Source organism: Streptomyces sp. Qhu_M48 (assembly GCF_051305195.1).
GTDB lineage: Bacteria > Actinomycetota > Actinomycetes > Streptomycetales > Streptomycetaceae > Streptomyces.
Genome location: NZ_CP195432.1, coordinates 504,308 through 524,644 on the forward strand (window position 1 = coordinate 504,308; position 20,337 = coordinate 524,644).

The window sequence follows — 20,337 nt, forward strand, 5'->3', positions numbered from 1 at the left end:
ACGGACCGGGGGCGGCGGGCTCGTGGAGCCCGCCGCCCCTCGGCCGGGTCCGGCGGGATTCAGCGCACCCGGGGGCGGGACTCCATCGCCTCGCGGGCCGCGCGCTCGTCCTCGTACACCTCGCACATGTGGCGACCGTCCGGCGTCGCCGTGTGTTCGACCTCCCAGAGGCTGACCTCGCTGCCGTCCAGCAGCAGGAACTGGTGCTCGTAGAGGGTGAAGCCTGCGTCCCGGCCGCCCTCCGGCGGGCAGTGGCGCCCGAAGGCCTGGGTGATGTGGTGCGCGAAGGCCAGCCGGAGCCGGCGGGCCGTCCGCTCGCCCGGCCGGTCCGCGTTCTCCGCGCGCCGCAGGACGCGGCGCGCGTGGTCGGCGGAGTTGTCCGGCACGTACATCCGGGGCTGGGCGGGTATCGGGCGGGCGAGCAGGGCGCTCAGCAGCTCCAGGTCGTCGTCCTCGTCGAGGGCGCGGCCGTCGGACCGCTCGGCGGTCCACCCCGGCAGCGTGCCGGTCGGGAGACGGGAGGCGGCGAGCCGGGCCTCCGCCTCCTCCGCGTACAGCTCGTGCTGCTCGGTGCCGTCCCGGCCCGCGTTGTGCGTGAGTTCCCAGAGACTGAGCGCGGAGCCGTCGCTCAGCAGGTACGTGTGGCGGTAGGTGCTGCGGTGGAGCGACGCGCTGTGGTGCGAGGAGTGCAGCGCGCTGGAGTGCGCGAGCGCCGTGCCGAGGCGCTCGACGGTCGAGTCGGGCAGATCGAAGGAGTTGAGCGCCCGGCCGAGAAGCCGCTCAAGGTGCGTCTCGGTCGTCTCGTACGGATCGTGAGGATCCTGCGGATCGTTCAAGAGGGTCTCCAGGCCGTCGCCGCATGTCACTTGGTGCTTGCTTAACGTAGTCCCTGGGTCTGACATCGTGTCCGGCGTTCCGGAAAACGAAGGGCGTACGGGGGAAGTCCCCGCCCTGATTGCACCACCCGTACCCAACTCCCTTGACCTTACCGGGAGTACGGGCTCAGGGGCTCTCCGTAGAGCTCGCCGTACGAGGGGAAGTCCCCGCCCGGTCCACGCCGGCCGCCGGGGGCGGCGAGCACCGCCCGGACGATCGCCCGGGTCACCAGGTCGGCGCCGGCCGCCAGGATCTCGTTCAGGGCGAGCGGGCCGGGCGCCTCCGGCAGCTCCCGCGCCCCGGTGGCGAGCGCGAAGACGGTGTCCCCGTCGTTCATCAGGTGCACCGGGCGCAGGGCGCGCGCGATGCCGTCGTGCGCCGTCCCCGCGACCTTCCGCGCCTGCGCGCGGGTCAGCACCGCGTCCGTGGCGACGACGGCCAACGTGGTGTTCAGCGGGGGAGGGGCGGCCGCCGCCCGGGCCTCCGCGAGGCGCCGCACCGCCGCGTCGTGCACCGCCGCGTCGGGGAAGGAGGGCCGGCCTCCGTCGTAGTAACTCCCGTACAGCGCGCCCGTCGCCGGGTCCACGGCGGAGCCCACCGCGTTCACCACGACCAGGGCGCCGACCGTGATCCCCGACTCCAGGACCGTGCTCGCCGTGCCGACCCCGCCCCGGAGGCCGCCGACCACGGCGCCGGTGCCCGCGCCGACGGCGCCCGTCTCCACGCGCGCGTGGTCGCCGCTCGCGTCGGCGGCCTCCGCCGCCGCCCGCCCCGTCGACGCGTCCGGCCGGGCCCCGAAGTCGCCGCCCCTGCCCAGGTCGAAGACGCACGCGGCGGGCACCACCGGCACCACGTGGGACGGATCGGGGCCCACGCGCACGCCCCGGTGCCGCTCCTCCAGCCAGGCCATCACCCCGGCGGCGGACTCCAGGCCGTAGGCGCTGCCCCCGGTCAGGACGACCGCGTCGATCCGCTGGACGACGTTCCTCGGGTCCAGGGCGTCCGTCTCCCGTGTGCCGGGCCCCCCGCCCCGCACGTCCACGGCGGCGACCATCCCGCCCTGCGGGGCCATCACCACCGTGGTGCCGCTCAGTGCCCCGGCCCCGCCCACGCGCGCGTGCCCCACGCGCAGACCGCTCACATCGGTGATCCCGTCCCGGGGCCGCCCTCCGTCCCCGCCCCGGTCCCCGTCGTGTCCACGCGTCTGCTCGGGCTCTGTCATGTCCCTTGCCTACCACGCGCGTCGGCGCGGCGCCCGGGGCCGGGGCCGGGGTGTCAGGCGCCCGTGGCGGCCGTGCCCGGCCCGCCCCTGGTGGCCGGGTTCCTCGCCGCCAGGGTCACCCCGACGACCACCGTGGCCGCCGCGACCAGACCGGCGACCAGGACCGCCCAGTGGCCGGCGAAGGAGGACATCAGGATCGCGAGCGCCGAGACGGGCAGGACGAGCTGCTGGGCGATGCCCACCTTGAAGTAGCGGGCGTGCAGGAGCCACACGGACAACAGGAACACGGCCGACGGGATCGTCACCGACGCGGAGGCGGCGAGCGTGGAGATGTGCGCCTTGCCGACGGCCTGCTCCACGGCGATCTCCAGGCCCGCGCCGACGGCGGCGGCGGACGCGAAGATCACGTAGTGGCCGTAGCCCCACAGGAAGCCCTGGCGGTTGGAGGCCAGCCGGTCGTGGGCGGGGACGACGAAGTAGATCCACCAGGCGGCGAAGACGATCAGCAGACCGCCGGCGGCGATCGGCAGCACCTCGCCGAGGGCGTCGTTCTCGGCGATGCCGGTCTTCACGGCGACGGTCGCGGCGGCGACGGTCTCACCGAGCACGATGATGGTGAACAGGCCGTACCGCTCGGCGATGTGGTGCGGGTGCCAGGTGCTGGCCGCGTCCTTCTCCGCGTACACGGGCACGGCCAGCTCGGCCACCACCATGGCGAGGAAGATCCACGGGCGGGCCGGCTCCGGCACGAGGACCAGTGCGAGCCAGCCGATCTGACAGGCGAGGACCCCGCCCGCGTACCGCCGGCACATCGTCCGCTCGGCGGGGTCGGTGGCGTGGTGGGCGGCGCGCAGCCACTGCGAGGCGAGCGCGAGCCGCATGACGAGGTAGCCGAGGTAGAGGACGAGGAAGTCGTGCTCCTCGAAGGCCCTGGACACCCCGGCCGCGAGGATGAGCACGCCGGCGATCTGGACGAGGGTGACGACGCGGTACAGGACGTCGTCGTTGTCGTAGGCCGAGGCGAACCAGGTGAAGTTCATCCACGCCCACCAGATCGCAAAGAAGATCATCGCGTAGTTGATGATCCCCTCGCCCGCGTGGCCCTCGGCGACCGCGTGCACGAGCTCCGCGCCCGCCTGGGCGACGGCGACGACGAAACACAGGTCGAAGAAGAGCTCCAGAGGCGTGGCGGCCCGGTGCGACTCCGCGCGGGAGCGCGCGGTGAGGGGGAGGAACGGTTGCGTCATGGACCCAGCACAGCAGAGGGCGTGGTGCTCCGGCCCGCATGCCACGCCACGGGGTACGGGGATCCGGGCAGGGACCGGGGGCGGGACCGGGTTCCGGAAGGGGCCCGGTGCGGCTCTCCGCCCGGCGCCGCCTCCGCGTACCTCGCCGCCACCAGGCCCGCCACGCGCGCGTGGTCGGCGATCGGTTCCGCGACCGCCCAGGCGTCCGGGACCGTGGCGAGCGCGCGCGTGAAGCGGCCCGGGGCGAGGAGGTGGGTGGCCGCCGCGACCCGGCGGAAGCCGTGGGCGCGCAGCCGCGCCACGGCGTCGGCCGGGGGCGGACCGGTCGCCGAGCAGTAGGCGGCGGTCACCGGGACCGGCAGGAGCGAGCCCAGCTGCCGGACCGCCGCGAGCGTGCCGTCGTCGCCGCCCGGCCGGGAGGAGCCCGCCCCGGCGACGACGACCGCGTCCGAGAGGCCGCCCGCCGCCCGCTCGGCGGCCCGCAGCCGGTCGTACAGCGCGAGCGCCACCCCGTGCTCGCCGCTCAGCCCGCGCGTCACCGCACTGTCGAAGTGGCGGGCGACGGCCGGGATGTCGACGGTGCGGTGGTCCTCGCGGACGGTACCGAGGCGGCGCTGTTCCGGGACGGGGACGGCGAGGTGTACGCGGTGCGCGACCGGGATCCGTTCTCGGGCGCCGACGTCATCGCGAACGGGATCATGGGCAGCCGGGACGGGGTGCCGGTGGTGGCGTCCCCGATGCGCAAGCAGGAGTTCGACCTGCGGACCGGCGCGTGCCTCGACGACCCGGCCGTGACCCTCCCGGTCCTGCCGGTGCCTCCGGTCCCGCCCGTGCCTCCGGTCCTGCCTGTGGCGCCCGTCCCGCCCGTGGCGCCCGTGGCTCCTGAGTCCCTGGCGCCTCCTGCCCTGCCCGTGCCTCCTGCCCTGCCCGTGTCCGCCGTCCTGCCGGTGGCTTCTGCGCCTCCGGTGCCTACGACCTCATCCGGAGGGACCTAGGCCCGCCGGCCGGGCCGACCTAGGCCCGCCCGGCCGGCGACCATCGGCACTCACGAACCCCCCGTGTCGCGGCGGAGCCTGGAAGGGCAAGGAAAGCCTCGAACGTCAGCGAAGTCAGGGAAGCGCCATGAGTTCCGTAGTCCAGGACAGCAGAAGGACGGGCGGGCCCGCCGCCTCGTTCGACACGGAGCAGTACCGCCCCGGCAAGCCGATCACCGACTGGGAGCCGGAGAACGAGCTCTTCTGGAAGGCCATCGGCAAGAAGGTCGCCACCCGCAACCTGTGGATCGCGGTGCCGGCGCTGCTCGTGGCCTTCGTCGTCTGGCAGGTGTGGTCGGTCACCGCGACCAACCTGAAGGACGTCGGCTTCGGCTTCTCGACCTCCCAGCTGTTCTGGCTGACGGCCATCCCCGGTCTGACCGGCGGCACGGCCCGGATCCTCTACACCTTCCTGGGCCCGATGGTCGGCCAGCGCCGCTTCACCGCCCTGTCGACGGTCGTCCTGATCGTGCCGCTGATCTGGCTCGGCATCGCCATCCAGGACCCGACGACCCCGTACGGGGTGATGGTCGCGATCGCCGCCCTCTGCGGCATCGGCGGCGCGAACTTCGCCTCCTCCCTCGCCAACATCGGCTTCTTCTTCCCCAAGGCGAGAAAGGGCAGCGCGACCGGCATCAACGGCGGTCTCGGCAACCTCGGCGTCTCCGTCGTCCAGCTGCTCACCCCGATCGTCATCACCTGGTCGACCCTCGCGATCGGCTCGGCCCAGCACAAGGCCGACGGCACCCCCGTCTACCTGCAGAACGCCGCGTTCCTCTGGGTGCCGATCCTGCTGATCCTCGCGGCCGTCGCCTGGTTCGGGCAGAACGACCTCAAGGTGGCCGCGACCCCCTTCCGCCGGCAGAAGATCATCTTCAAGCGCAAGCACAACTGGCTGATGACCTGGCTGTACGTCGGCACCTTCGGCTCCTTCATCGGCTTCGCCGCCGCCCTGCCGATGCTGATCAAGACGACGTTCCCGGACTACTCGATCGCCGCCTACGCCTGGATGGGCCCCGCCGTGGGCGCCCTCGCCCGCTGGGGCGGCGGCTGGATCGCCGACAAGTGGGGCGGCGCCCGGGTCACCATCCTGTCCTTCGTGGGCATGGCCGTATCGATCATCGGCGTGATCAACTTCCTGCCCTCGGGCGGTGACGGCGGCTCGTTCCACGGCTTCTTCCTCTGCTTCCTCGCCGCGTTCTTCTTCTCCGGCATCGGCAACGGCTCCACGTTCCGCCAGATCCCGGTCATCTTCCGGGGCACCCACCTCAAGGGCCTCACGGAGGACACCCCGGAGTACACGAAGGCCCTGAAGCAGGCGGAAATGGAGTCCGGCGCGGTCACCGGTTTCACCTCGGCTATCGCGGCCTACGGCTTCTTCTTCATCCCGGCCCTCTTCGGCTCGGTGGCCGTGACCAGTGCGATGTGGGGCTTCGTCGCCTTCTACCTCAGCTGCATGGTCGTGACCTGGTGGTTCTACGCCCGCAGGAACGCCGAAGCACCCAGCTGAGCCCCATCGCCCAGCCGAGCCCCGTCCTCCAGCCCGGTGCGAAAGGCCCGGCGCAGAAAGCCCCGGCGCAGAAAGCCCCGGCGCAGAAGGCCCCGCAGCGGCGGGGCCTTTCCGCATCCCCGGAAAGGGACCTAAGGCCGCCGGAAGGTGACCATTGCCGACCGAGATGATCGATCAAAAGGAGTGCAATGGAGGTAGGCAACGACGCGATCGAATGAATCGAAGAAGGCGGTGCGGGCAGTGACTGCGACCCCTGCTGAGGCAACGGTGAACGAGCGGGCCTGGAAGGGCTTCAAGGGCGGACTCTGGCGCGACGCCATCGACGTCCGCGACTTCATCCAGCAGAACTACACGCCGTACGAAGGTGACGACTCCTTCCTCGCCGGGCCCACCGAGCGCACCACCGCCGTGTGGAAGGCGATCACGGACAGGTTCCCCGAGGAGCGCGCCAAGGGCGTCCACGACGTCTCGTACGACATCCCCTCCACCATCACCGCCCACGCCCCCGGCTGGATCGACCGCGACAAGGACCTGATCGTCGGCCTCCAGACCGACGCCCCGCTCAAGCGCGCGATCATGCCGTACGGCGGCTGGCGCATGGTCGCCGGCGCACTGGAGACCTACGGCTACCCGGTCTCCTCGGAGCTGGAGAAGGTCTTCACCGAGTACCGCAAGACCCACAACGCCGGTGTCTTCGACGCGTACACCCCCGAGATCCGCGCCGCCCGCAAGGCCGGCATCGTCACCGGACTCCCCGACGCCTACGGCCGCGGCCGCATCATCGGCGACTACCGCCGGGTCGCCCTCTACGGCGTCGACCGCCTCGTCGAGGTGAAGAAGGAGGAGAAGGAGGAGCTCAACTCCCTCCCCGCCGGAAACCGTTCGCTGGAGGAGACGATCCGGCTCCGCGAGGAACTCTCCGAGCAGATCCGGGCCCTCGGCGAGCTGAAGGCGATGGCCGCCTCCTACGGTCACGACATCTCCGGTCCCGCCACCACCGGCCGCGAGGCCGTCCAGTGGCTCTACTTCGCCTACCTCGCCGCCGTGAAGGAGCAGAACGGCGCCGCGATGTCCCTCGGCCGGACCTCCACCTTCCTCGACGTCTACCTCCAGCGCGACATCGAGGCCGGTCTCCTCACCGAGGAGCGGGCCCAGGAACTCGTCGACGACTTCATCATCAAACTCCGCATCGTCCGCTTCCTGCGCACCCCCGAGTACGACGAGCTGTTCTCCGGCGACCCCACCTGGGTCACCGAGTCCATCGCCGGCATGGGCGAGGACGGCCGCCCCCTGGTCACCCGGACCTCCTTCCGCTACCTCCAGACCCTCTACAACCTCGGCCCGGCCCCCGAGCCGAACATGACCGTCTTCTGGTCACCGCGGCTCCCGCAGGGCTTCAAGGAGTTCTGCGCGAAGGTCTCCATCGACACCTCCTCCGTCCAGTACGAGTCGGACGAGCTGATGCGCCCCCGCTTCGGCGACGACACCGCCATCGCCTGCTGCGTCTCCGCGATGCCCGTCGGCAAGCAGATGCAGTTCTTCGGCGCCCGCGTGAACCTCGCCAAGACCCTCCTCTACGCGATCAACGGCGGCCGGGACGAGAAGTCCGGCGCCCAGGTCGGCCCCGCCACCGGAGCCGTCACCTCCGACGTCCTCGACTACGACGAGGTCATGGCCAGGTTCGACGAGCAGATGGAGTGGCTCGCCGACGTCTACGTCCACGCCCTGAACGTCATCCACTACATGCACGACCGGTACGCCTACGAGCGCGTCGAGATGGCCCTCCACGACCGCGACGTGCGCCGCACCATGGCCTGCGGCATCGCCGGCCTCTCGGTCGCCGCCGACTCCCTCGCCGCCGTGAAGTACGCCAGGGTCACCCCGGTCCGGGACGAGACCGGCCTCGTCACCGACTACGTCATCGAGGGCGACTACCCGGCGTACGGCAACAACGACGCGCGCGTCGACGAGATCGCGGTCCGGCTCGTCGAGGAGTTCATGCGGAAGGTCCGCAGGCACCCGACCTACCGCGACGCCGAGCACACCCAGTCCGTCCTGACCATCACCTCCAACGTCGTCTACGGCAAGAAGACCGGCAACACCCCCGACGGGCGCCGCGCCGGCGAACCGTTCTCTCCGGGCGCCAACCCGATGAACGGCCGCGACACCCACGGCTACGTGGCCTCGGCCCTCTCGGTCGCCAAACTCCCGTACGAGGACGCCGAGGACGGCATCTCGCTGACCAACACCGTCACCCCCGACGGCCTGGGCCGCACCCCCGAGGAGCGGATCAGGAACCTCGCGGGTGTCCTCGACGGCTACATGGCCAGCGACGGCTTCCACATGAACGTCAACGTCCTCAACCGCGACGTCCTCATGGACGCCATGGAGCACCCGGAGAACCACCCGCAGCTGACCATCCGGGTCTCCGGATACGCGGTCAACTTCGTCCGGCTCACCCGCGAGCAGCAGCTGGACGTCCTGAACCGCACCTTCCACGGCTCGCTGTAGCCCCCCCCCGCCCGCGCCCCGGGGCCGGCGGCCCTCACCCCGGCCCCGGGGCGCGCCCGACACGATCGAAAGAGGCCCTGCCATGCCCAGCCTCGCCCCCGGGCCCCTCACCCCCGGGCCCCTCACCCCCGGGCCCCTCACCCCGGCCGCCACGACCGCCGCCGCTCCGGGCGCCGGGGCGTGCCCCGCCACCCCGGCCGCCGCCGCCACCCAACGGCCCTCCGAGGGCTCGCTCCACTCCTGGGACCTGTCCACCGGCGTCGACGGCCCCGGTACCCGCTTCGTCACCTTCCTCTCCGGCTGCCCCCTCACCTGTCTCTACTGCCACAACCCCGACACCTGGAGGATGCGCAATGGCAAGCGGACCTCCGCCGACGACGTCATCGCCGAGGCGGCCAAGTACGTCCGCTTCATCTCGGCCTCCGGGGGAGGCGCCACCGTCTCCGGCGGCGAACCCCTGCTCCAGCCCGTCTTCACCGGCGAGCTCCTGCACCGGATGAAGCACGAGCTCGGCCTGCACACGGCCCTCGACACCTCGGGCTTCCTGGGCGACCGCGCCACCGACGCCCTGCTGCGCGACACCGACCTGGTCCTTCTCGACATCAAGTCCTGGGATCCCGCCACGTACAAGAAGGTCACGGGCCGGCCGCTCGCGCCGACCCTCGACTTCGCCAGGCGGCTCGCCGACCTCGGCCAGGAGGTCCACGTCCGCTTCGTCCTCGTCCCGGGGCTCACCGACGAGCCCGCCGACATCGAGGGGGTCGCCGCCTTCGCCGGGGGTCTCGGCAACGTCTCCCGCGTGGACATCCTGCCCTTCCACAAGCTCGGCGAAGCGAAGTGGCAGGCACTCGCCATGCCGTTCACCCTGCACGACACGCCGTCCCCGACGCCCGAGCGGGTCGCCGAGGTCCGCGAGGTCTTCCGCGCCCACGGCCTGAACGCCGTCTGAGCGACGCGCTCACCCCGGAACCTCGCAAAACAGGACTAAACCGGGCGTACGCCTTTACCGTGGCCGCGTGACCGAGCCACCGCAGACAGCCGAGCCGAGCCCTGCCCCCGCCGGCCCCGTGGCCGGGGACCCCGCAGCCGCCGGGCCCCCACCACAGACCCCCGCCGCGGTGCGCCGCCGCGCGACCCTCGCGGGCACCGGCGTCTCCGTGCTGCTGATCCTCGCGATCGTCTTCGGCAGCCGTCTGCTCCGCGACTTCGACTCGGCGCTCCTCCCGTACGCCGTCGCCACCGTCTTCCTCGCCTTCGGCGTCGCCTACCGCTACACCGTCTGGATCTCCGCCCCCGGCGCCCGCCGCCTCTTCCGCAAGGGCTGGGGCTCGTTCTTCTCCGTCGAGAACTTCCGCAAGGCGCCCACCGCGCTGCCGAGGATGATCGCCACCTACCTCGGCCTCCAGAAGTTCCTCGGCGCCCGCTCCCACGCCCGCTGGGCCGCCCACCAGCTCATCTTCTGGGGCTGCCTGCTGGCCGCGGCGATCACCTTCCCCCTCACCTGGGGCTGGTTCACCTTCACCTCGTCCACCGGCTCGGGCCCCGGCTACGAGATGCGGATCTGGGGGCTCAAGGTCCTCGGCTTCGACGCCCTCAGCGTCTTCGGCTGGCTCATGTTCCACGGCCTCGACATCGCCGCCGTGCTCGTCATCTCCGGCGCCGCCTACTTCCTCCGGCGCCGCATGAAGGACCGCGGCGCCATCACCGGCCAGCGCTTCGCCTACGACCTGGTGCCGCTGATCGCCCTCATCGTCATCTCCGTGACCGGGCTCCTGCTCACCTTCTCGTCGATCTTCCTGCACGGCGGAGGCTACGAGTTCCTCGCGATCCTCCACATGGTGTCCGTCGTCTTCACCCTCATCTACATCCCGTTCGGGAAGTTCTTCCACATCGTCCAGCGGCCCGCCGCCGTCGGCATGCAGCTCTTCAAGTACACCTCCCGCCGCAAGGACGAGGAGGTGCTCACCTGCCGCCGCTGCCAGGAGCCCATCGACACCGCCCCGTACGTGGAGAACCTCCAGGGCACCATGCGCGACCTCGACCTCGGCTTCGAGGAATGGGCCGAGTACTGCCCCCGCTGCAAGCGCGTCCTGCGCGGCAGCGCCTACCTCGACCACGTGAAGAAGGGCTTCAAGTGACCGCGACCGACCCCAGCCGGGCGCTGCCGCTCGACCCCTCCCTCGCCCCGCCCGGCACCCGCAACTTCCGCGACGCCGGCGGCATCCCCGCCGACCGGTGGCACGCCGACCAGAACGGCGAGACCCTCGTCCCCACCCACTGCTGCTTCTGCGGCGTCCAGTGCGGCATGTACCTGCGCGTCGACCGGCACGGCAAGGTCTTCGGCGTCGAACCCCGCAACCACGACATCAACCGGATGCGGCTCTGCCCCAAGGGCATCAACGCCTACCAGCAGGTCAACCATCCCGACCGGCTCACCTCGCCCCTCATGCGCGACAACCGCGACGAGCCGTTCCGCGAGGTCAGCTGGGACGAGGCGCTCGACCGCACCGTCGCCGAGATCCGCCGCATCCAGGGCGAGTACGGCAACGACGCCTTCGGCCTCCTCGGCGGCGCCAGCCTCTACTCCGAGAAGACCTACCTCGTCGGCAAGTTCGCCCGGGTCGCCCTCAAGTCCCGGCACGTCGACTACAACGGACGCCTCTGCATGGTCTCCGCCGCCGGCGCCAACAAGCTCGCCTTCGGCATCGACCGCGCCGGCAACCCCTTCTCCGACATCCTCCTCACCGACTGCCTGCTCATCGCGGGCTCCAACGTCGGCGAGTGCTTCCCCGTCATGACCCAGTACCTGTGGGGCGCCCGCGACCGGGGCGCCAGTCTCATCGTCGTCGACCCCCGCGAGACGGCGATCGCCCGCACCGCCGACGTCCACGTCGCCCTCAAGCCCGGCACCGACTCCGCCTTCTTCAACGCCGTCCTCCACGTCGTCGTCGCCGAGGGCCTCACCGACGAGACCCACCTCGCCGCCCACACCACCGGCTGGGAGGAGGTGAAGGCGACCGTCGCCGCCTACCCGCCCGCCCGGTCGGCCGAGATCTGCGGGGTCCCCGAGGCGCAGATCGTCCAGGTCGCCCGCATGTTCGCGGGCGCCGGGCGTTCCATGGCCTGGCACGCCCGCGGCGTCGAGCACCACTCCCAGGGCGTCGAGAACTGCCTCAGCATCATCAACCTGTGCGCCGCCACCGGGAACATCGGCAAGCCCGGCGCCGGCTACGGCACCATCACCGGCCAGGGCAACGGCCAGGGCGGCCGCGAGCACGGCCAGAAGTCCGACCTCCTGCCCGGCGGCCGCTCCATCACCAACCCGGAGCACCGCCGCCAGATCTGCGAGATCTGGGGCATCGACGAGGCGGAACTCCCGCTCGCCGGCACCTCCATGATGGAGATGGTCTGGCAGATGCAGCGCAAGGAGATCCGCGGCCTCGTCGGCATCTGCAACAACCCCTTCGTCTCCCTGCCGAACTACGCCACCGTCAAGGACGGCTACGACACCCTCGAGTTCCACGCCCAGTTCGACTTCTTCCTCTCCGAGACCGCCGCCAACGCGCACGTGGTCTTCCCCGTCACCGTGTGGGCCGAGGACGAGGGCGTCATGGCCAACGCCGAGGCCCGGGTCGTCAAGCACAACAAGGCCCAGGAACCCCCGGCCGGCGTCCGCACCGACACCTGGGTCATGTGCGAACTCGCCCGCCGGCTCGGCGCGGGCGACAAGTTCGATTTCCCCGACTCCCGTTCCGTCTTCGAGGAGCTCCGGATCGCCTCCGCCGGAACCGTCAACGACTACTACGGCATCACCTACGAACGCCTGGAGGAGACCGGCGGCATCGCCTGGCCGTGCCCCACCACCGAGCACCCCGGCACCCCCCGCCTCTTCGAGGACGGCCGCACCTACCACCCCGACGGCAAGATCCACCTGCAGGTCGTCGAATGGCACCTGCCCATGGACCCGTACAGCGAGGAGTACCCCCTCTCGCTGACCACCGGCCGCACCGTCGCCCACTTCCTCTCCGGCAACCAGACCCGCCGCCTCGGCGCCCTCGTCGAACAGACACCGCGCCCCTGGGTCGAGGTCCACCCCTCCCACGGCTTCCGCAACGGCGAACCCGTCCGTGTCGTCACCCGCCGCGGCAGCGAGGTCTTCCCGGCCCTCGTCACCGAGGCCATCCGGCCGGACACCGTCTTCGTCCCGTACCACTGGCCGGTCCCCACCGCCGCCAACGCCCTCACCATCGACGCCCTCGACCCGCGCTCCAAGATCCCGGAGTACAAGGTCTGCGCCGCCCGCGTCGAGGCCGCCGAACGGATCGACGAGGTCCCCGCCCCACCCACCGCCCCCGGCCACCAGGCCTACCCGGAGACCCAGGTCTCCCGCACCGACCCGCTGCCCCCCACCTCCCCCCAGGGCCGCGGCACCGCGGAGAGGAGCTGACCCGCACATGATGGGCCGCACGATCTTCATCGACCCGGGCCGCTGCATCGGCTGCCAGGCCTGCGTCTCCGCCTGCCGCGAATGCGACTCCCACCGCGGCAAGTCGATGATCCACCTCGACTACCCCGACGAGGGCCACTCCGTCGCCTCCCTCCCCACCGTCTGCATGCACTGCGAGGACCCCGTCGCCCCCTGCGCCGAGGTCTGCCCCGCGGACGCGATCCTCGTCACCGCCGACGGTGTCGTGCAGCAGGCCGACGCCACCCGCTGCATCGGCTGCGCCAACTGCGTCAACGCCTGTCCCTTCGGCGTTCCCAAGATCGACCTCCAGGCGAAGCTCCAGATGAAGTGCAACCTCTGCTACGACCGCACCGCCTACGGCCTGGCCCCGATGTGCGCCACCGTCTGCCCCACCGGCGCCCTCTTCTACGGAACCCTCGAAGAGCTCCAGACCGAACGCCCCGGCGTCCAGGTCGCCGACTCCTTCACCTTCGGCACCACGACCGTTTCCACCGGCGTCGCGATGGTCGTCCCCGCCGACAAGGTGCAGTGGCCGGTGCCCGGCGGGCTCCCCGTCGTCGAGATCAACGGAAGGGACGTCCGTTGAGCGTCACCGACCCCCAGCCGCCCACGTCGGGTCCCCACTCAGACGCGGCCCAGGAAGCGCTCCACGACCGGATCGCCGCCGACTCGCTCACCACCCGCCGCGACTACCTGCGGATCGTCGCCACCGTCTCCGGCGGCCTCGCCGTCGGCGGCATCGGCGTCGCCTCCGGCATCCTGCACCGGCACGGGGACGCCGAGGGGCCGCCCGAGGCGAAGAGGATCGCCGACGGGATCCTGCCCGGCGAGTCCCTCGCCTTCCGCTACCCCGGCGCCGAGGACCGCGCGGTCGCCGTCCGCCTGGAGGACGGCACCCTCGCCGGCTACTCCGCCGTCTGCACCCACCTCGCCTGCGCGGTGCTCTGGCGCAAGGAGCGGGGCAGCGAGGGCGAGCTGTACTGCCCCTGCCACGAGGGCATCTTCGACGCCCGCACGGGAGAGGTCACGGCGGGCCCGCCGCCGCGTGGGCTGCCGAAGGTGGTGCTGGTGGAGGAGGCCGACGGCAGCGTGTGGGCGATCGGCACCGCCCGCTCGGGCGAGAACGCCCGCGAAGGCATCTGCCGCCGGCTCGGCGACGACCGGCCCGAACTGGCCGACCGCCTGGGCTGCCCCGGCGCCTCCGCGCGGGCCGACACAACGGAGAGGAGTGAGCGGACGTGAGCGAGAACCCGTTCCCCCACGAGAGCCCGTTCCCCCGAGACCCGGAAGCACCGGAGCCCGCCAGGACACGGGAGTCGGACAAGGCGCGGGAGCCGTCCAGGACGCCGGAACAGGCCTTGCCCTCCGAGCCGCCCCGGCCCCCGGCGTACACCCCGGGCAGTGCGCAGCCTCGCCTGAACCGGCCCGTGCGTGAGCGGTATCCGCAGATCCGGCCCACCAGCGGGTACGGCGACGCCCGGATCCGGCACACCGGGCCGGGACCGGGAGCCGGTACGGAACAGGAGCCGGAGCGCTCCTCGAAGCTGTCGGCGCGTCTGACGCTGGCGCTCACGGTCGTCATCGGCCAGCTCTGGGGCCTGACGATCCTGGTGGACGAGTGGATGGCGGGGAACACCGGCACCGCGTGGTGGGGCGCGGGCTTCCTCGTCCTGTCGTTCCTCGTGGTGCTCGGCCTCTGGCTGATCGACCCGAAGGACCGCTGACCAGAAGACCACCGGCCAGCAGACCGCTGACCAGAGGAGCGCTGATCAGGAGGGCGCTGATCAGAGGGGTACGGGGCGGGGGAGCGGGCGTACCCTGAAGGTATGAGCACCGCCCCCGCCCACGGACCGCGAGACGCGAAGCAGACCGGCGTAAGCACCGGCCCTGAGAACAGTCCGAAGCCGGCACTCGTCTTCGACGATCCGCTGGACCAGCAGTCCTCGGACGACACGGACCGTGGATGGGGCGAGCGGCCTCCGACCGGCGGCGACAGCGCTGCCGACCTCGCGCGCTTCCTCGACGAGAAGCCGCCGCACCACCTCTGAATCCGGCCAGGGCCGCCGGTCAGGAGGTGGGGTGCGTCCCCGAACCACCCACCGAGCCCGAACCGCCGGCCGTGCCCGTACCCGTGCCCGTGACGGGGCCGCGCTGGGCGACGAGGTGGTCGCGGATCTCCTTGAGCACCTCCAGCTCGCTGATCTCCATGGTCTCCGCGGCGCCTTCCTTCGCCCTGTCGTGCGCGGCGCGCTTCGCGAGGATCTTCGCCATCGGCAGGACCATCAGGAAGTACACGACGGCCGCGGTGATCAGGAAGCTCAGGATCGCGCTGAGGACCAGGCCCCACTGGATCTGGATGCCCTGCATCTCCCCGTTGACCACCTTGCAGGGGTCCTTCAGGCAGGACGCGTAGCTCTCCAGGTTCTTCGTGCCGAAGGCGCCCACGAGCGGGTTGATGATGCCCTTGACCACCGCGTTCACGATGTTGGTGAACGCGGCACCGATGACGACGGCCACAGCCAGATCGATCACGTTGCCACGCATCAGGAAGGCTTTGAAGCCTCCCAGCAGACTTTCCTTCTTCTCGGCCACCAAGGTGCCTTTCGTCGCTTGTGCTGCTGTGTGCCGTGCCATTAGGCCGCGAGCGGCGCAGAGGCGTCCAATCCGTACACACGGAACGGTGACTTGACAGGGACTCCGTGCGAATCAGCACATCGTCACCGCCAGTTGGGACGTGACACCCGCACCCGCGAGGGCCGTCGCCGTCGGACGCGGCACAGAGAGGACGACGAGCGCCCCTCCGTCCGAACGAGTCTCGCCCGGGTGCGGAACTTCGGCCACTCGGGCGCCCGTCGCTACCACACGGGCCTCACCCTCCCCACCGAGCGGCGAGTTGGGCGCGGCGATGACGTCGACCCGGTCGCCAGGGCGCAGCAGCCGTACGGTCGCGGCGTCGGCGATCCGTACCGGAGCGGACACCAGACGGACCGCGACGGGCGGCCGCGCGCGAGCGGCGACGGTGGAGATCGGAGCCCCCGCCGCCCCCGCCCCCGCCGCCGACGGCGGAGCCTGCGGCCCCGGCCCACCGCTGGCGACGGCGAGTGCTGCCGCCACCAGGGCCAGGAACACCGCCGGCGCCCACCGCCCCCGCCGCAGCGCCCTGCGCAGCCGGTGCCGCGTCCCCCGTACCCGCAGCGGCTCGAAGTCCGGCACCACGCACGTCGCCGGAACGGACGACCGGGCGAAGGACGAAGACGGAGAGAGGGAGAGGGAGGGGGAGGGGGAGGGGGAGGGGGAAAGGGAAGGCGTGGGAGGAGGAGAGGAGAGTGGGGTCATCGGGGTGCCGCCGTCCTGGTCGAGTCGGGAAGAAGGTCCGCTCCGGACCCGCTCCCACTTTCCCGGCCGCCCCATCTCCCCGCTCCGGCCTGGGGATCGCCTCCCGTCTGTGGACAACTCCCTCACCCCTCAGGGCGGTTTGCCCCGGCTACGGCAGCTCGATCCCCAGCTCGCGGGCGAGGACGGCCTCGGGGTGCCCGGTCATGCCGACGACCGACCAGTCGGCGGCCGCGTGCCACCGGGACTCGGCCCGGGTCGAGAAGCGCGGCCCCTGCATCACGACCATCGTGCCGCCGTCCACCGGGTCCCAGCCCCGTCCCCGGGCGGCCTTGACCGCGACCCGCCACCCGTCGGGGCGATACGGGTCGGCGAAGGTCGCGTGGACGACCCGGGGCACGGCCGCCCCCGTAACCCCGAGCCGCCCCCGTAACCCCGAGCCACTCCCGTAACCCCGAGCCACCCCCGGAAACTGGCAGGCGCCCCCGGGAAACGCCGAGGGGCCTCGTCGCGCGCGACGAGGCCCCTCGGTGAGGAACATGCGGAACGGACGTGAGGACGTCGTCCGGGATCAGGCGGCAGGTCTCAGGCGGCCGAGCTTCCGGTGCTCGACGAGGACGTCGAGGAGGCGGAGGCGGACGACGAAGAGGTCGACGCGGCCGGCTTCGCGTCCGACGTCGAGGACGACGTGGACGGAGTCGACGCGGTCGCGGACTTCGACGCGGCCGGCGAGCTGCTGGACGACGAGCCGCGACTGTCGTTCCGGTAGAAGCCGGATCCCTTGAAGACGATGCCGACGGCCGAGAACACCTTCTTCAGGCGGCCCTTGCACTGGGGGCACTCGGTCAGCGCGTCATCGGTGAACTTCTGCACCGCCTCGAGGCCTTCGCCGCACTCGGTGCACTGGTACTGGTAGGTCGGCACTTGTCTTCCTCCTGGCACTCACACTCATCGAGTGCTAACGACGATCCATACTGACGTATTCCGCGGGATCAGTCCACCGCCACCGGTACGCGGTGACCGATACCACGCGCCGCGACCCGGCTCGTCTCGCGCGGCTTGAGGCGCGAGCGCAGGGCGAGGAGCGTGACGAGGGCGAGCGCCGTGCCCACCATCGGCACCAGGAATCCGGTGCTCGCGCCGTGCGCGTCGGCGAGACGGCCGGCGACCGTGACGGCCGCGGCCTGGCCGAGCGCGACGGCGCCGGTGAGCCAGGTGAAGGCCTCGGTACGGGCGGACGCCGGGATCAGGGTCTCGACGATGGTGTAGCCGGTGATCAGGGCGGGGGCGATGCAGAGGCCCACGACCAGGCCCAGGGCACCGAGGAGCAGCACCGAGTGCGTGGTCCACAGCAGGGACGCGGCGACGGTGAGGCCGGCGTAGCCGAGGATCAGGCGGCGGCGGGGGCCGGTCTTCCAGGCGACGGCGCCCATGGCGATGCCCGCGAGCATGTTGCCGGCGGCGAAGACGCCGTACAGCAGACCGTTGGCGCCGGGGTTGCCGATCTCCTCGGTGAACGCGGTGAGGGAGACCTGCATGCCGCCGAAGACGGAGCCGATGCCGAGGAAGGCGACGACGAGAACACGGACGCCGGGGATGGAGAGCGCCGAACGGCGGGGCTCGCCGGCGGTGGCCGAGGAGGCGCCGAAGGCGGGCTGGGTGGCGCGCTGGGCGGCGAAGAAGAGTCCGCCGAAGAGGGTGAGGGCGGCCTCGGCGATCAGGCCGGCGGCCGGGTGGACGCCGGTGCACAGGGCGGTGGCGAGGACGGGTCCGACGACGAAGGTGAACTCGTCCGTCACGGACTCGAAGGCCGCGGCCGTCGGCATCAGCGGGGTGCCGTCCAGCTTGGCGGCCCAGCGGGCCCGGACCATCGGTCCGACCTGGGGCACGGAGGCGCCGGCGGGCACGGCGGCCAGGAACAGGGCCCAGAGCGGGGCGTCGCTCAGGGCGAGCACCACGAGCAGGGAGACGGACGCGGTGTGGACGAGGACGCCGGGGATCAGGACGGCCCGCTGGCCGAAGCGGTCGGCGAGCTTGCCGCTCTGCGGCGCGAACAGCGCCATCGAGACGCCGGTGACGGCGGCGACCGCGCCGGCGCTGCCGAAGGAGCCGGTGGTGTGCTGGACGAGCAGGACGATGCCGATGGTCAGCATCGCGAAGGGCTGCCGGGCGGCGAAGCCGGGGAGAAGGAAGGACAGCGCACCGGGTGTGCGCAGCAGCCGGCCGTAGCCGGGCCGCTTGTCCGAGATGACCGTGGACGCCACGGTCCTGGCCTTTCTGCCGCCTGGTAGCGCGCCCCGGCACTGTGGTGCGGGTGTCGCCGAGAGCTGTCCTCATGCGCGTTACTGCGGTAGATACCGGGCCGGCCCCACTGCGGAGGGGCGCCACGGCCGCCATACGGTCGCGCCAGCTCTGCGTCAGGCAGAGTTGGTTCGATCAGGTGTGCCTTCATGGTACAGGGAGAAGCCTCTTCCCGCCTGGGAAAAGGCTTCTCCCTGTGACGAAGGCCTCAGATCGATCGGATGATCATTTGTGCCGCTCACCAGGGCGGTGGAAGCGCAGGGCCGTGTCCGTGGGGGTGGAGGCCGCGGTCGCGCCTCCCGTGCCCAGCCAGCCGGCGAGCTTGCCGCCCTGGCCGACCGCGCGCAGGCGCCGTTCGGTGGCGTCCCGTACCGGGTCGGTGGCGACCACGAGGAGTTCGTCGCCGCGCCGCAGGACCGTCGCCGGCCCCGGTACGAAGCTCCGCTCCTCCCGTACGACGAGGGTGACCGCCGCTCCGGCCGGGAGGCGCAGTTCGGCCACCTCGACGCCGTGCATCCGGGAGTGCTCGGGGATGGCGACGGAGAGCAGGTGTCCGCGCAGCCGCTCCAGGGGAGCGGACTCGACGCCGAGGTCGGCGGCCTCCCCGGAGTCGCCGAGCTTCAGGGCCTTCGCCAGCCAGGGCAGGGTCGGGCCCTGGATGAGGGTGTAGACGACGACGAGGACGAAGACGATGTTGAAGATCCGTTCGCTGCCCTCGATCTTCGCCACCATCGGGATCGTGGCGAGGATGATGGGGACGGCTCCGCGCAGGCCGGCCCAGGACATGAGGGCCTGCTCCTGCCAGGGGATGCGGAACGGGGCCAGGCTGACCAGGATCTCCATGGGCCGTGCGACCACCGTCAGGACCAGTCCGATGACGACGGCGGGCCAGAAGTCGTGGACGAGCTCGTGCGGGGTGACGAGCAGGCCGAGCAGGACGAACATGCCGATCTGGGCGATCCAGCCGAGCCCCTCGGCGAAGCCGCGGTTCGCGGGCGCGTGGGGCAGTTTGGCGTTGCCGAGGACCATCGAGGTGAGGTAGACGGCGAGGAAGCCGGAGCCGTGGGCCATGGCGCCGGCGGCGTACGCGACGACGGCGATGGCCATGACGGCGATCGGGTAGAGGCCGGAGGCGGGCAGGGCGACGTGGCGGAGCCCGTAGGCGCCGAGGAAGCCGACCGCGAGGCCGATGGCCGCGCCGATGGCGAGTTCGAGGGCGATCTCCCCGACGAGGACGTACCAGTGGTCGACCGGTCCGGCGGTGGAGAAGGCGACGACGAGGATCACGACGGGGGCGTCGTTGAAGCCGGACTCGGCCTCCAGGACACCGGTGACCCGTGAGGGCAGGGGCACCTTGCGCAGGACGGAGAAGACCGCGGCGGCGTCGGTGGAGGAGACGACGGCGCCGATGATCAGGGCCTGTCGCCAGTCGAGACCGACGAGGTAGTGCGCGGCGGCGGCCGTGATGCCCACGCTCACCGCGACGCCGACGGTGGAGAGGACGACCGCGGCGGGCAGCGCCGGCTTGATCTCCTTCCACTTCGTGCCGAGGCCGCCCTCGGCGAGGATCACGACGAGGGCGGCATAGCCGATGACCTGCGTGAGTTCGGCGTTGTCGAAGGCGACGTTGCCGATGCCGTCCTGGCCGATGGCGATGCCGATGCCGAGGTAGAGCAGCAGGCTGGGGAGCCCGCTCCGCGACGAGATCCGTACGGCCGCGACCGCGATCAGCAGCACGAGGGAGCTGATGAGCAGGAGTTCGTTGAGCTCGTGGACAGTCAGTGGCCGTTCCTTCCCCTCACATGCAGCTGGATCGTTCCTCCAGCGGCCGACAC

At 71.7% G+C, this 20,337-nt stretch carries 19 protein-coding genes and 1 pseudogene; 10 read left to right on the forward strand and 10 right to left on the reverse strand.

The genetic code is table 11. The annotated features are described in order from the left end of the window. Positions 1-59: 59 nt before the first annotated feature. The 4 genes from ACRRSS_RS02635 to ACRRSS_RS02650 form a co-directional block, all read right to left on the reverse strand. The gene (locus tag ACRRSS_RS02635) at positions 60-902 is read right to left on the reverse strand and encodes a DUF6227 family protein (protein WP_435969600.1); all 843 of its coding nucleotides are present in this window, start codon (positions 900-902) and stop codon (positions 60-62) included. An 83-nt stretch (positions 903-985) separates the two neighbouring features. After that, positions 986-2,098 carry a P1 family peptidase gene (locus tag ACRRSS_RS02640; protein ID WP_435969601.1) on the reverse strand — a complete coding sequence of 371 codons (1,113 nt, stop codon included), beginning with the start codon at positions 2,096-2,098 and terminating at the stop codon, positions 986-988. A gap of 53 nt (positions 2,099-2,151) precedes the next feature. Beyond that, entirely contained in the window at positions 2,152-3,345 is a 1,194-nt protein-coding gene (locus tag ACRRSS_RS02645; RefSeq protein ID WP_435969602.1) for a low temperature requirement protein A, read from the reverse strand. Beyond that, positions 3,342-3,884: a sirohydrochlorin chelatase gene (locus tag ACRRSS_RS02650; RefSeq protein WP_435969603.1), complete on the reverse strand. Its 543-nt coding sequence runs from the start codon at positions 3,882-3,884 to the stop codon at positions 3,342-3,344. Before ACRRSS_RS02650 ends, ACRRSS_RS02645 begins: the two co-directional genes overlap by 4 nt. A gap of 12 nt (positions 3,885-3,896) precedes the next feature. On the opposite strand from ACRRSS_RS02650, the gene ACRRSS_RS02655 reads away from it, so the two are divergent. From ACRRSS_RS02655 to ACRRSS_RS02700, 10 genes are all read left to right on the forward strand, one after another. After that, positions 3,897-4,340, forward strand: coding sequence for a nitrite reductase (NAD(P)H) small subunit (locus ACRRSS_RS02655; protein ID WP_435969604.1), 444 nt, complete (start codon positions 3,897-3,899; stop codon positions 4,338-4,340). Positions 4,341-4,467: 127 nt separating this feature from the next. After that, entirely contained in the window at positions 4,468-5,889 is a 1,422-nt protein-coding gene (locus ACRRSS_RS02660) for an MFS transporter (protein WP_435969605.1), read from the forward strand. Positions 5,890-6,129: 240 nt separating this feature from the next. After that, positions 6,130-8,400 carry a formate C-acetyltransferase gene (gene pflB / locus ACRRSS_RS02665; protein WP_435969606.1) on the forward strand — a complete coding sequence of 757 codons (2,271 nt, stop codon included), beginning with the start codon at positions 6,130-6,132 and terminating at the stop codon, positions 8,398-8,400. 82 nt (positions 8,401-8,482) lie between these two features. Continuing rightward, the gene (gene pflA / locus ACRRSS_RS02670; RefSeq protein WP_435969607.1) at positions 8,483-9,349 is read left to right on the forward strand and encodes a pyruvate formate-lyase-activating protein; all 867 of its coding nucleotides are present in this window, start codon (positions 8,483-8,485) and stop codon (positions 9,347-9,349) included. A 67-nt stretch (positions 9,350-9,416) separates the two neighbouring features. Continuing rightward, the gene (locus tag ACRRSS_RS02675) at positions 9,417-10,538 is read left to right on the forward strand and encodes an MFS transporter (RefSeq protein WP_435969608.1); all 1,122 of its coding nucleotides are present in this window, start codon (positions 9,417-9,419) and stop codon (positions 10,536-10,538) included. Continuing rightward, a complete protein-coding gene (locus ACRRSS_RS02680) occupies positions 10,535-12,847 on the forward strand; it encodes a molybdopterin oxidoreductase family protein (protein ID WP_435969609.1) in 2,313 nt (770 codons plus the stop codon). The genes ACRRSS_RS02675 and ACRRSS_RS02680 overlap by 4 nt, the downstream gene beginning before the upstream one ends. A gap of 7 nt (positions 12,848-12,854) precedes the next feature. Continuing rightward, the gene (locus tag ACRRSS_RS02685; RefSeq protein ID WP_351897365.1) at positions 12,855-13,454 is read left to right on the forward strand and encodes a 4Fe-4S dicluster domain-containing protein; all 600 of its coding nucleotides are present in this window, start codon (positions 12,855-12,857) and stop codon (positions 13,452-13,454) included. Then, on the forward strand, positions 13,451-14,110 hold the full coding sequence (locus ACRRSS_RS02690; protein WP_435969610.1) for a Rieske (2Fe-2S) protein: 660 nt from the start codon (positions 13,451-13,453) through the stop codon (positions 14,108-14,110). The genes ACRRSS_RS02685 and ACRRSS_RS02690 overlap by 4 nt, the downstream gene beginning before the upstream one ends. Positions 14,111-14,226: 116 nt before the next feature. Beyond that, positions 14,227-14,592, forward strand: a complete 366-nt coding sequence (locus tag ACRRSS_RS02695; protein WP_435975230.1) for a hypothetical protein — start codon at positions 14,227-14,229, stop codon at positions 14,590-14,592. 102 nt (positions 14,593-14,694) lie between these two features. Continuing rightward, positions 14,695-14,916, forward strand: coding sequence for a hypothetical protein (locus ACRRSS_RS02700; protein ID WP_435969611.1), 222 nt, complete (start codon positions 14,695-14,697; stop codon positions 14,914-14,916). A 19-nt stretch (positions 14,917-14,935) separates the two neighbouring features. On the opposite strand, the gene mscL is transcribed toward ACRRSS_RS02700, so the two are convergent. The 6 genes and pseudogenes from mscL to ACRRSS_RS02730 all read right to left on the reverse strand — a co-directional run bounded on the left by mscL (position 14,936) and on the right by ACRRSS_RS02730 (position 20,239). Then, positions 14,936-15,460 (reverse strand): large conductance mechanosensitive channel protein MscL, encoded by a 525-nt coding sequence (gene mscL, locus ACRRSS_RS02705; RefSeq protein WP_435969612.1) that lies wholly within the window; start codon positions 15,458-15,460, stop codon positions 14,936-14,938. Between the two features lie 114 nt (positions 15,461-15,574). Next, positions 15,575-16,204 (reverse strand): hypothetical protein, encoded by a 630-nt coding sequence (locus ACRRSS_RS02710; protein ID WP_435969613.1) that lies wholly within the window; start codon positions 16,202-16,204, stop codon positions 15,575-15,577. Positions 16,205-16,364: 160 nt separating this feature from the next. Next, a pseudogene (locus ACRRSS_RS02715) lies at positions 16,365-16,685 on the reverse strand (phosphorylase family protein); the annotation flags it as partial. Between the two features lie 101 nt (positions 16,686-16,786). Then, the gene (locus tag ACRRSS_RS02720) at positions 16,787-17,125 is read right to left on the reverse strand and encodes an FmdB family zinc ribbon protein (RefSeq protein ID WP_435969614.1); all 339 of its coding nucleotides are present in this window, start codon (positions 17,123-17,125) and stop codon (positions 16,787-16,789) included. A gap of 68 nt (positions 17,126-17,193) precedes the next feature. Beyond that, on the reverse strand, positions 17,194-18,465 hold the full coding sequence (locus ACRRSS_RS02725) for an MFS transporter (protein ID WP_435969615.1): 1,272 nt from the start codon (positions 18,463-18,465) through the stop codon (positions 17,194-17,196). Between the two features lie 262 nt (positions 18,466-18,727). Further along, positions 18,728-20,239 (reverse strand): potassium/proton antiporter, encoded by a 1,512-nt coding sequence (locus tag ACRRSS_RS02730; RefSeq protein WP_435969616.1) that lies wholly within the window; start codon positions 20,237-20,239, stop codon positions 18,728-18,730. Positions 20,240-20,337 lie beyond the last annotated feature (98 nt).